10 protein-coding genes and 3 pseudogenes are annotated in these 12640 nt (G+C 35.0%); 1 reads left to right on the top strand and 12 read right to left on the bottom strand.

The features are described 5' to 3' along the window. Positions 1-319: 319 nt before the first annotated feature. The 8 genes from ACERC7_RS09680 to ACERC7_RS09645 form a co-directional block, all read right to left on the bottom strand. Positions 320-1525: a tyrosine-type recombinase/integrase gene (locus tag ACERC7_RS09680; protein WP_373666823.1), complete on the bottom strand. Its 1206-nt coding sequence runs from the start codon at positions 1523-1525 to the stop codon at positions 320-322. A 2-nt stretch (positions 1526-1527) separates the two neighbouring features. Then, entirely contained in the window at positions 1528-1776 is a 249-nt protein-coding gene (locus tag ACERC7_RS09675) for a DUF3173 family protein (RefSeq protein ID WP_002921272.1), read from the bottom strand. Then, positions 1773-1910, bottom strand: a complete 138-nt coding sequence (locus tag ACERC7_RS09670) for a hypothetical protein (protein ID WP_373666822.1) — start codon at positions 1908-1910, stop codon at positions 1773-1775. Before ACERC7_RS09670 ends, ACERC7_RS09675 begins: the two co-directional genes overlap by 4 nt. Before the next feature lie 487 nt (positions 1911-2397). After that, entirely contained in the window at positions 2398-2625 is a 228-nt protein-coding gene (locus ACERC7_RS09665; protein ID WP_373666821.1) for a helix-turn-helix domain-containing protein, read from the bottom strand. A gap of 217 nt (positions 2626-2842) precedes the next feature. Beyond that, entirely contained in the window at positions 2843-3367 is a 525-nt protein-coding gene (locus ACERC7_RS09660) for a hypothetical protein (RefSeq protein ID WP_373666820.1), read from the bottom strand. Continuing rightward, entirely contained in the window at positions 3367-3594 is a 228-nt protein-coding gene (locus ACERC7_RS09655; protein WP_373666819.1) for a hypothetical protein, read from the bottom strand. Before ACERC7_RS09655 ends, ACERC7_RS09660 begins: the two co-directional genes overlap by 1 nt. After that, positions 3569-3910: a hypothetical protein gene (locus ACERC7_RS09650; protein WP_373666818.1), complete on the bottom strand. Its 342-nt coding sequence runs from the start codon at positions 3908-3910 to the stop codon at positions 3569-3571. Before ACERC7_RS09650 ends, ACERC7_RS09655 begins: the two co-directional genes overlap by 26 nt. A gap of 337 nt (positions 3911-4247) precedes the next feature. After that, entirely contained in the window at positions 4248-7931 is a 3684-nt protein-coding gene (locus tag ACERC7_RS09645; protein ID WP_373666817.1) for a pectate lyase-like adhesive domain-containing protein, read from the bottom strand. Between the two features lie 293 nt (positions 7932-8224). Here ACERC7_RS09645 and ACERC7_RS09640 point away from each other — a divergent pair, with 293 nt between their 5' ends. Next, on the top strand, positions 8225-8824 hold the full coding sequence (locus ACERC7_RS09640; protein ID WP_373666816.1) for a recombinase family protein: 600 nt from the start codon (positions 8225-8227) through the stop codon (positions 8822-8824). A gap of 391 nt (positions 8825-9215) precedes the next feature. On the opposite strand, the pseudogene ACERC7_RS09635 reads toward ACERC7_RS09640, so the two are convergent. The 4 genes and pseudogenes from ACERC7_RS09635 to ACERC7_RS09620 all read right to left on the bottom strand — a co-directional run. After that, a pseudogene (locus ACERC7_RS09635) lies at positions 9216-10133 on the bottom strand (helical hairpin domain-containing protein); the annotation flags it as partial. Beyond that, positions 10117-11232: pseudogene (locus tag ACERC7_RS09630) on the bottom strand (DNA cytosine methyltransferase); the annotation flags it as partial. The pseudogenes ACERC7_RS09635 and ACERC7_RS09630, both read right to left, overlap by 17 nt. A 162-nt stretch (positions 11233-11394) precedes the next feature. Continuing rightward, positions 11395-12197: pseudogene (locus tag ACERC7_RS09625) on the bottom strand (replication initiator protein A); the annotation flags it as partial. Continuing rightward, positions 12194-12367: a hypothetical protein gene (locus tag ACERC7_RS09620; RefSeq protein WP_373666815.1), complete on the bottom strand. Its 174-nt coding sequence runs from the start codon at positions 12365-12367 to the stop codon at positions 12194-12196. The gene ACERC7_RS09620 and the pseudogene ACERC7_RS09625, both read right to left, overlap by 4 nt. Positions 12368-12640: the final 273 nt, after the last annotated feature.

Below are 12640 nucleotides of genomic sequence, written 5' to 3'. Positions count from 1 at the left end.
GTCCACTGGTGGAACCATCATCGCATTCACGGTAGTCTCGATTACCAAACACCTATGGTTAAGCGAGTTATCGCTTAACAAAAACACTTTATAAAAATTGTACAGAAAAGGGGTGCCTTTTCAGACACTATTACCCTACTAGACTAAATGTTGCAAAAAGACACCCTCACAAAAAATTGTGGGGTGACTTTCCATTTTTTAATCGCCTTAACTCATTGAAAAGGCTATAATACTAGGCTTTCAGCCTTAAACAATCTGATATCGATTATTTAAGAGTAACAATAACACACGTTACTCTGTTGGTGATATAATAGGCTTTTTAGCCTTTACTCAGAGTTTGGCAGGAATTTTGGCATAAAATGGAATCTAGTCCTGCACTAATTACATTTTGAGTGATTTCTTCTGATACTGTTTTATCTAATGCATTAAACCAGTGACTATATGTATTCAAAGTTGTAGATTTATCAGCATGTCCCATTCGTCTTGCTACATATAAAATATCTTTCTGCAAAACATTTATGAGATAAGAAGCATGGCTATGTCTCAAACCTTTTCCTGTTATCACCGGTACTCCAACTTCTTGAGCTTTTCTCTTGATAATTCGACAGATTGTTGATTTACAAAACGGTTCACCAAATCGTGAAATGATGTAATCTGTATCTTGATTGGAAACTTGATTTTTTCGCCAGTTTTCCAATACTGATATTGTCACATCATCTAATTCAATAAGGCGTTCTCCAGCTGGTGTTTTGGTTTGGTCTTTGCGGTACCAATTTCCATTTTCATCCTTTTCCAAGGTTGTATGAACCTTCAAGAATTTATGCTCAAAATCGACATCTTCCCACCATAACGATAAACCTTCACTCACACGAACACCTGTCATATAATATAACCAAATAGTTGTGAATCTTTGTAACTCTTCGTAATCTTGTAAATCAAATGATTTAATAAAGTTCTGAAACTCAATATAAGTCCAAAATGGTGTATCAGGGTGCTTGCCTCTAGGATTATCTAACGCCTTGCATGGCATTGATGAAATATATCCTAATCTCTCAGCATAACCCATGCATGCCTTAAATCGTGACCATAAATTCTTCGCATAGTTTTCAGAGTAATGTTCAATGATATGTAATCTAAAAGATTCACAATCTCTAGCTGTTATCCCTTTTAAAGGTTTGGAGCCAAAATACTGAATAAATAACTTGTGATGTGGCAATGCGGTTTTATAAGTTACAGCCTGAACCTTTTGCTTATAGGCTCTTAGATAAATGCTATTCATGTAACTTTCAAATGTTATATTGTAATTTTCAATACTAAGATTATTATTAAACTCATACCTAATTCGGACCAGTTCATCATACGCTTCTTTCATTGTACTAAATGGTTTACCATACTGATTCTTTCTAGCTTTCTTTTGAACTCGTTTACCTGTTACAGGGTCAACACCAAGATCAGCTTGATAAAATATTTTACCATTCTTATCACAATAAACACCTTTGTACTTTTTTTGATTTTTTGTAGCCATCTTTAATTCTCACTTTCTAAACTTTCTTCAGAGAGTGAAATTCCGATTAGCTCTTCTACAATATCTTTAGGAGCAATACCAAGTCTTCTATTGTCAAAGGGCGATTTACTTAATTGTACCGCATTATGGTCAACTTTGCGAGCTTCTTCAAACTTTTTTACTGCTATTCTTTTTGCTTCTCTAATGATATTTCTTGCCGTATGTTCCGGAAAACCAATATTCATCAAGTTTTTATATGTTACTGTTTTCATACCTCCACTCCTATCAAAAAATTACTTCCTCCGTGGGTATGATTGGTTAAATCACTCATGGGCATCTCACCCGCTGTCCTTTTACGTTGGCAGCCTGAACGTTCAGAAGTATCATTGTCCTTATTTGTGGTCATGGCAGATAGAGAACCACTCTATTTTATAGCTAATAATTTTCGCTCCTATCACGGCGTATCTCACTAAATTGCTCGACAAATAAGAAAGTCCCACCTTGGTTTATTCAATTGTCAAAGGACATAAAGAAAATTTATTTAGAAACTTAAACTTAATTTTTTGTAAATTTCAATTTATTAGCCCTAAATAACTCTACACTTCTATTCTAGATTAATTTTAATGAATAAAAGAACATTATCCATAATATACATGAAATATATGTAATAATTGAAAAGAGGTTGAGAAAAAATTCCAACCTCGCATTTTATATAACATCAATTTAACAAAGAAAACAACCGATGGTATGGCACTATTATCAATCATGACACCACCATTAGCTCACTTATTTAACTACATCAGTTTTATTATAATGTAAATAATTAAAATAGTAGTTCAAGCCAATTATTAAAGTTTAAAAACGATCTTTTATTTATTATTAGCTCTTCGGTATTAAATAGCCAAACTTGTATAAATTATTTTTTTATGGTTTGTTCGGTTTAGCAAGTAATCTGTTGAAACATCATATAAATCAGCTAATTGTATCAACATCTTACTTGGGATATCTTGTTTTCCACTCTCAATTCGAGAATACGATGACTGAGAGCAATATAAATATTTTGATATTTTTTCTTGTGAGATATCGTTATCTTCTCTCAAATCTCTCAGTCTTCTGTACATAACAATTCCTTTAAACTAATAGAATTGTATTACTTTATTGTTTGAAATGAAGATTTTATGAGGAATTAGCATAAAGCCATTAAAAACAAATGGGTCAGCAAAACCAAAATAATTTGATCTTACTGACCTAAGTGCTTTCTGAACTAAGAATTTTAATGAACAAGGTTCGTAGGTATCATTAAATTTACAGTAAAAGCTATTATCAGTTAAAAAACAGCTATTCGTCACTTTCAATAATCTCAGTATGTCTTCCAATTTCAGTAGTTACTGCAACCGTATAAGTATACGTAACAACTGTAGAAGTTTGGGGTTCAATCACCCAATATTCTTCAGTACTTGCTAATTTTTCAGTTACAAAAGTATCAGAATTTAGATAATGTGAATCACTCTGACTAGCTTCAGAAGATATTTCGCTATTTCTGGATTCAGTGGAAACTTCTGCTTGCTCAATTACACTTGATGAGGGAACAGAGTTAGAGTCCCTATTATTTGAACTTACTATGCTTGTAAGATTATTCATATTAACATCTCTTTTTGAACCTTGATTGCTTCTAGAACTTAAGATAAAAATATACCCTATAAAACTAAGAAAGATTGTTATTATTAAAAGCCAATTTACAAAGATTCTAAAAGAACTAAATGATTTCACTTTTCTTTTTCGTCTTATGATAAATTCATAAATAAATAATTCTAAAAATATTAGACCAGATAAAATAGAAATCCAGACAAAAACTTTATCCATCAACCATCCTCCCCTTTTCTTAATAGTAACGATTTAATTTCAAGCTTACCAAGCCTTTTTTGAAAAATACGCTTCATATTATTATAATCTAAGCCTAAAGGTAAAAAATTAATACTTTTTTCTGCTAGAAATTTCGCATGAATTAAATCATTATTTAATTTACTCAACTCAATTAAATTTTCCTCAGATACCTCTTCTAAATCAAATAGGTAAAGTCTGAATTGCATGACAGATATATATAAACTCAGCAAGACTTACTAATTCTTCAGCATAGATAGTAATATCCATAGAATCTGTATTAGATTTTCTAAATATGTTATAATTTTGTCTCACTAAAATAGTAGAAAAAATGGCATGACAAGAATCCATTTTTTCTTGTAAATTTTCACGAATTTCAACCTCAGTCTCTGGAAGCTGTGACATCGTAACATTTGAAATATCTCTAAAATAATATAATTTTTTCTCCATTTCAGTAATCTTCTGATTAAATTTAGTAATTAAAGAGCCCGTTATCGTATCAACTGTTGATACACCAATTTCCAACTTGTTCAGCTCAGAAGTAAAATCATCTAATTCATTAATTATTTGCCTGGAAAGCTATATTATATCGTTATCAGTAATACAATTCATTTTTGCATAAATTTTCTCTGCTCCAATAATTATCATCGTGATAAGCAGTGATAATAAAACTATCATGTGTTAACTCCCTTATCATTTTTAAATTTATAATCAAAAATTTCCCCATTCTACACTTATTTTTCTTAAAAAATTTCTGAGCTCCTCTTGATATTAAATTATACTCACAAAAAGAAAAAGGAGGATTTCAATATCCTCCTCTTGAATCCTGTTAGTAACACTTATTTTCAAATGTAACTAGCAATTATTCCTCACGTTTTTTACGACGACTAGCAACTAATCCAGTTAATCCCAGACTTGCTAGTAAGATCCCAATGCTATCTAAAGTGCTAGAATCTTCACTTCCTGTCTGTGGTAATTCATTTTCGACAGAACGGCTTAATCGCTTACCACTTGAAGAATAGAGGGTATTATAGCCTGTTTGATTGATGTATGTAGTTCCATAATCAATAACATCTTTATAGCCAGGTTTTTTGGCTTTGGCTTTATCAGCCGCTTCTTTAGCGTCATCTACACCGTTTCCATTTTCGTCATTGACTTTTGGTACTTGGACAGTTGTAGCTGGTTTGATGGCTTCAAGACGGCCTGGAAGATCACCTTTATCTTCGTCTGGAAGAGCGTTGACGGCAGCTTGGGCAGCTCCTTTCGCTTTCTCAGTAGCCGCATTAGCGTCTTCGATTGCTTTGTTAGCCTCTTCGATTGCTGCTTTCTCGGCTGGAGTGATCAGACCATCTTTATTAGCTTCGTCAAGAGCTTTTTCTGCTTCGGCTTGTTTCGCTTGGGCAGCTTTACCTGCTTCCTCGGCTTTCTTAACAAGTTCTTCAGCTTCGGCTTTGGCTTTGGCTTTAATGCTTGATTCATCAGGTTTCATTGCATTATAAGCAGCATTAGCCTCTTTCAATTTATTTGAGATGTCTCTCGCGCTATCTTCTAGCTCGATTAATTCATTTTTATAATCTTCTAAAGCTTTTTTAGCTTCTCTAATTGATTCTTTTTCACCTTCAAGACTTCCAGCTTCTCTGGCAGCACTTGCATCTGACATTTTCGCTAGATACTCTTTGGCTAATTTTAGAGCATTTTCAACAGCTGTATCATATTCTTCTTTTGCAGCTAATGCATCTTCTACTGCATGTTTAACAATATCTAGTTTTTGATTATTAAAATCAGTTTTGTAGCTTAGTCCATCTTTACCGTTTGTATACAAGTCTTGAGCTGCATCCTTTGTTTGTTTAATACTCTCAATATCTTCAGGAACTTGAGTATTATGTACGTATGCAACATCTCTCGCAACTTTCCAACCAATAGAATCCTCGGCTACAATCACTTGATCGTTACTCAATGGACTTACTAAATCAATAGACCACTGACCTCGCTCGTCTGCCTTTGTAACATATCTATTGTCTGGGATATAGGCATTTTCCAAAATATAGGTATTAGGCAAATTTTTCCTCAAAACATTTCCTTCGAGGTCTGTCAATGTTACCCAGGCATTTGGCGTTGCTGTACCAGTGATTTTAACAGTTTTATCTGTAATACTATCTTTATTATCGATTGAAATGCTGACTTCTCCTGGTAGAGCTGCCCTAAATTCTACACGACTGTTAACAGGAATTCTGGTAAAGACTTCTTCTGGTGCTTTTGTTGCTCCTTTTAGAGCTGGAACACTTTCAGATGCTTGAGAAATATTCTGAATTAAAATTGTTTTACCTTTTTGAGATACTTTGACATCTGCTTTAGAAACAGGAGTTGAAGTCTTATCCCCAACAATGACACGCCCTTTTTCAAGGGAGATTGTCAATCCATATGATTCAAAAGGAGCTAATACACCATTTTTATTTTCAAATACTACACTTTCAGGCTGGAACACAATTAATTTACCATCAGTACCCTCTGAGTAATATGCTGTAGCTTTGCTTGAATCTGTCGAAACAACACCCTTGGAGCCTTTCGCAAATACTATAGTTCCTCCATCATTGTAGATACCATATGTGGGTTTGCCTTTCGCATCAGCTGAAGCACCCTCTACTCGAGCATTTAATGTACCACCTTCATAGACATAAATGGAACCATCCTTGACCTTTATAGCTGCATTATTAACACTTTTTGATGCATTTCCTGTTGTTAATACATCAAGTTTCCCTCCTCTATGTACGTTAACAACAGAACCTTTTGAACGTACTTCAAAAACTCCGTCTGATGCAGACATAGTGACAGTAGCACCTTCGCCAATATCCAATGTATTCTTTTCACGAGAGAAATAAGCTTCAGCTGCATCGCCAGATTTAGAAGTCTTAACCCCGTTGATTGTTAGTTTTGCATTTTTATCTAAGATAGTCTTTGTTTCACCATCTTCGAACCAAATCCCAGCTGAATGCCATACATTTCCTGTTTGTGGTTGGGTTAATTCAACCTTAGCATTTTCTCCGATAAAAATTTGACCACGTGTTTCAAAATAGATATTTGAAGAAGCAGCATAGTCATAAGGTGTATTTGAAGACCCTCGTTTTACAAATAAATTAGCATCTTTTTTAACAATTAATTTTTGATCGTGACCATGAAAGTTTATGCCACCACGACCGCCGTCTTGGTTTTCGACATTGACAGTAGCACCCTCAGATACCGTCAGATTCCCCTGAGCTAATGATATAACACCAGTAACTATACCGTAATTGGTTCCTTCGTTACTTTGTGCTTTAATGGTAGTGTTGCTACCTTCTGTAAAGATAACGTTTGCTTTTCCGAGCATCTCGAAAGCTTGGTGATATCCAAGTCCTTCAGTAGTATATATTTCACCACCATACTCATAGTTTTTTACAATAGTAATCGTATTATTACCTGACAGTACTTGATCAGCATAGTAGTAAGCAAACTGAGCACCAGTGTAATCAACATTCTCATATGAGACAGCAGTACTATTATTAGGTTTATAATCACCAAAAATACCAAAATAACTTGTTCCCCAGATTTTTGCATCTCTTATAGCTGTATGTGCAGAAACTACCCAAGATGTGCCTGCTAGGTTTACTCTATGATTATTTCCTAAAATCTGAACAGGTCTACTTTTAACTGTGCGGAAAACTGTCGCATTACCTGTTTTATACTTTGTTGCTCTCCAGAAATCAATGTCACTTGTAATATTGATAGTGTCATAATCACCCTTAATCAAGGCTTCCGCAAACTCATCAGCTGTACTTACATCAATTTTATTAAGACCATCTCTATTATCTAGAGCGCTTCTAGTGAGCATGGCGCTTGATCTAATCAAATCATCAACTTCTTCTGATTTATCTACCAGAACAGAAGGTTCTTCATTGTCAATTCCAGTTTTAAATTCTTTTTCAATCTTTTCTTCATCTGGAGATGTAGTTTTTGGAGTCTCAACTTCCTTTTTATCTGATGATTCTTTTGTTCCTTTATCATCAGCTGTCGTTTCTTTAGTTAGTTCTCCCTTCTCTTTCTCAGCATTTTTCTCTGATTCATCTAACGATGTTTTTTCACTTGTAGAATCCTCTGTATTTGTCGAAGCAGATTCAACTATTTTTTGTCGAGATTCTGGAGTTTCAACTGAATCACCTTTAGGCATACTCTCTACAGGAGTTTCTATTGTACTCTTTAAAGATTCATCTTTTTGAGCTGGTGATGTTTCTGTTAAACTTTCACTTTGTAAATCTGGTATACCATCAGAAGTGGGATCACCTAAACCTGTATTTTCTTCAACTACTTTAGGTTGTGAATTTTGAACCTCTTCCGCATGGGTAACTGTTGTTCCCCCTGCAGCACCTATTGATAAAAATAGGATTGACGCTACCAACCAACGTCCCTTAGATTTATACATTTTGTGACGTTTTTTTACTAATGGTTCGGCTAGTCGTCTTCTTTTAAGTTCCGCTTTAAGATGTCTGATTTTTTCCTTAGATACTCTGTCCATATTATTCCTTATCATTTCTATTTAGAATCCGGACTAAAACTTGATAGATGATTATCAAGAATCAGTAACACAATAGTGAATTTTTTCGCTATAATAAAACCTCTAGACTTTGCAGTAATAAAAGAGGTAAGTATAGTAAACAATCGCACTAAGACAATAAAAATTATTTTAATTTCAGTTAATCAGAGACCACCTTCTTTCTAGTAAAATTTGTCAGCAAAAGCTTACTTTTATTTACAGTTAGGGAAGTAATATCTAATATTGTTAAACTAATATTTATTGGGAGGATGATTATGAAATATGGATATATCAGAGTCTCATCCAGAGATCAGAATATCGAAAGACAGTTAACACCACTATTAGCTATTGGGATTATTACAAAAAATCTATTTATAGATAAAATATCTGGGAAAACATTTCATCGAGAAAACTATCAAAAAATGTTACAGAAATTGAAAGAAGGTGATGAATTATATATTAAATCTATTGATCGATTGGGGAGAAACTATGATGAAATATTAAAAGAATGGAATCGATTAACAAAAATCATTAAAGTTGACATAATTGTTTTAGATTTTCCTTTACTTGACACACGATCTAGAGCAGATGATTTAACTGGAAAATTTATTGCAGATTTAGTTCTTCAAATACTATCTTATGTAGCTCAAGTAGAAAGAGAAAATACACATCAGAGGCAGAAAGAAGGTATTTTAGAGGCAAAGAAAAAAGGCGTTAAATTTGGACGCCCAGCTAAAAAAATTCCAAGTAATTTCAGGCAAGTTGCTAAACAATGGAAAAAAGGGAACGTGAGTTTAAGAAAAGCAGCAGCACTTTTAAAAACTAATCATACAACCGTATCAAAATGGTTGACTTTAGAAGGTTTTAAAAATTAATTCTAAATTATAGACAAAAAAATAAAAGTGTGTTATGCTAAATGTGCATAAGCGTAAATAAAAGTAAGCTTTTATTTACAGTTAGGGAAGTAAGTATTCCTGTTTGCCTTCAAGAATACTTTTTTTGTGCCTCAAATAAATCATGATTGACTTAACTTAATCTAAAAGCATAGTCTAGAGCGATACCTTCTATAATTATAGAAGGTATTTTTACATAAAAAATCTCTGAGCAATAAGATGCCATGCAATTTTAAATTTGATATTAACTTTAGCATAATAAAAAAACTGATTTCACTTAAAAATCAGTTTTTTTATTGTATATTATGTATTGGCTCAACATGTGTATCAAGCCTCCTTCAGAAAATTTCAACTGTCAAAGACGAGTTAATTCTTATAACTCAGCCTCAACATTTTTAGTAGTATTTAGCAATTTCACAAATGTTTCCAACTTCCTAGCTAATCCTTCGTACTCATCAAGATAATGTCCTAGTTCTTCTTGCAGCACTCTTATTTCCTCGGTTACTTGTTCTACTGTAATTGATTCTGTCAAATTTAGTTTTGAAAAATCATACCTTGCTAATTTTCGACTATTCGGTTCTTCACTCTTTAAGTTGATAAGCGCTTCCGCCATCTTATTCAGGGTGGCGATTTTTTCATTGGTTTGATTTAGTTTGACATCTAGCTCTGCTATTTCTGCGACCAGTTCGTCTTTAACGTCTTGGTATCTTTTGTCTGTCTCTGTTAACTCAATCAAGAGGTTAATCTCAGAAATCTTTTCTTGAAGTCTTTCAACAGTCGGTCTTCTGTATGGTATTACTCGACTATCGTTGGTTAGCTGTCTAATCAAAGTTCGCCCTTTAATATACTGATTCTTATCCGAATGTTCCTTGTTATAGACAAAATATGAGGTTGTCTCACGGATATAGACTTTAAATTTTGTCTGATTCTCTTCTTCAAGAATATCTAATTGATAGTTGGGAATGAAAATAAGACCGCTCTGCTTTATACCGAAAGACACCTTGATATAGACGCCCTTATCAACTAGCTTCTCTATTTGGTGCTCTGAAAGTTCCACCTCAAATTCATGAACGGCATCTCGTTTTTCCTTAAATGTCTCAAAGGCCTCCTCAATCTCTTCAGTGGGTACCTTGTCCTTATCTCGTTCTTCTTGAAAAGCATGGTACTGCTCCTGCAAATTCTCTAATCCTTCTGAATCACTGACCTCCTTATTTTGAAAGTAATCTTGAAAAAAATTGACATCATATAATTTCTTATCACTTATTTTTTTATGACTCAGACTGATTGTCCTTACGGTATTCCAAAGCAGCAACTACCACTCCCATATTGTCAGAGGTGGTCAAAGTATTTGAAATCCCCTTTCCCACTCGACCTCTACGTTTGGTAGACTCTGGGTAAGCAAGGTTGACAGAATCTCCCACTATTGCCTTGGCATAGCCTAGTTTGGTCGCTTCCCTAATTTTCAAATGTGGCGCTTCTTCACGACAGAGAATCTTAGGAACTTTATCCCCTCCCTGCATGGTTGTCAACGTTGGAGAAAGCCCTGAAAGGTCATAGACTCGTCCAGTTTGGATAAAAGACGTTGGCAGAGTTCCTGCGACAACTACCCCATGTCGATCTTGACCAGTTAGGGTGAACATTGGGTCTTGATTGCCCTTAAATCGTCTCCCATGTTGGCGTTTTTCTAGCCTATCAGGGGTTAAAACTGGAATGGCAATTTTAGTTCCTTCACCTTTTCCTCTGGTTAAGGTTGGTGCTAGCCCACGTGATAAATAGACTTCCCCATTCATGCCTTTGCCTGACGGATTGACATTACCTAATCGTTCAAGACCAGCTGAGCTGTTTTCTCCTCTGAGAGGAAATAGGAATCGGGGACGATATCTTCTAGAATGTCCGATAATAAAAATTCTTTCACGGTTTTGCAGCACTTGGAAATCTTTACTGTTAAGCACCTGCCATTCGACATCATACCCCAACTCATCCAATGTAGTGAGGATTGTTCGAAATGTCTCTCCCTTGTCGTAACTGAGTAAGCCCTTGACATTTTCGAGGAATAAAAAACGTGGTTGGATCTGTTTGGCCGCTCGAGCAATCTCGAAGAACAAAGTTCCCCTAGTATCCTCAAATCCCAATCGTCTGCCTGCGAGTGAAAATGCCTGGCAAGGGAATCCCCCACAGATGATGTCCACTTGCCCTCTAAGTTATCTAAAGTCCTGATCTGTGACTTGTCTAATATCATGAAATTCTATTTCTCCTTCGGTCTCATAGATAGCCTTGTAAGATTTCCTCGCAAACTTGTCAATCTCACAAAAGCCAATACACTCATGACCCTGACGAGTTAACCCCTGTCGAAAGCCTCCAATTCCTGCAAACAAATCTAAAAACTTCATGTCTCTCATTCCTTTCTAACAAAAATAAATAGGACCTTACTTCTTTCGTAACGTCCTTGCTTAACAATGATTTTCCATTTCTGGGGCAGTGATAAGTTCAAAAATGAACCAAATCATTCCTAATCCCCAAATACCTAATAATATCCACAAAAACATCTTACTCCCCCCTTTTAGTTCTTTCAAGCGTTGTACCTTGGTCCATTCGGATAAGACACCATTAAAGACGTATTCTGCTATCGTTTCTGATCTATCCGCAAACCTCATATTCTCTAAAGCGTACTGATACCGATGATCAAAATAAATCATAGCATAATCACTAGCAGCCTGTGATAGACCAACTTGTCTCAACTGGTCATGTACCAAGCCCCAAATGTAATCTCTATCGTATCTTGTGACTCGGTCTACTTTACGTTGAAAATTGTCATTGTCACTTTTCTTATTTGTTAGACTTTCTTTCTCCTCCTCGTCCTCAATGACTGACTCACTCTCTTTAGTTTCACTCATATCAGTCTCACTAGTGCTGAAGTTAAGACCGGCCCCGGCTGATTTTGACACCCCCCTAGTATTTTTTTAACACCACCCTCGTCTGAATTTGAGACTGGGGTAGGTTCATGTTCCAACTCCCCTAAGTAAATTTTATTCGCCAAACGTCCTTTTTCACTGGAAGACTGTTGGACTTCATCAATCAAGCCATACTCTCGTAAGGTTTTCTTAATCGTCAGTAATTTTGACTTGGAACAGCCAAGGAGAGCCATTAGCTTGGAGTTGGAATAAACTAAATAAATAGCCCCATCTTCATCTATCCACCCTCTACTTAGTGACAATTCCAAGCGATCTTTTAGAACAGCATAAGCAACCTTAACTTCTAGTTTCATATCCTTGTAGCGTTCGCTCTCAAATAAGAGTTTAGGGAGCTTATAATAACGCTCTGACGTTTGATAGTGATTTGCGGTAATACGTTTCATGATTGTCCCTCCAACACTAACAGACCAACATTTCCCAACTCATCAAATTGAATGAGTCCTTTCTCCTCCATTTCAGCAACTATCCGCTTTGCTTTCTCAATATCGATTCCCATGATAGCCATGAGATGACACATCACAATTTGTCGTGATGACTGTTCATTCTTTTGCATGATTGTCCTCCTGGAAATATAAAAGCGAGAACACTTATTAAAATGTTCTCGCTCACATAAAAATATATTCCTACAAACAAAAATGTTTAAGAAATAGCAATTCTGCAAAGTTTATTTATTTAAAACAAAAATCCTGCCAAAGATTTTTGGCTCTATAATTTTTGTAGTGGTTAAATCCACCTCGGAGATTATGGAGCCTTTTTGAGTATGAAAAAAGCCCATATGACCTATAATGAAAAGCGACTAAATTCACATTAGAAAGACTCATATGGA

It is taken from the genome of Streptococcus sp. E17BB (genome assembly GCF_041807725.1).
GTDB lineage: Bacteria > Bacillota > Bacilli > Lactobacillales > Streptococcaceae > Streptococcus > Streptococcus entericus.
The sequence above is the reverse complement of the archived record's forward strand: the minus strand, read 5'-3'. Positions and strand labels throughout refer to the sequence as shown.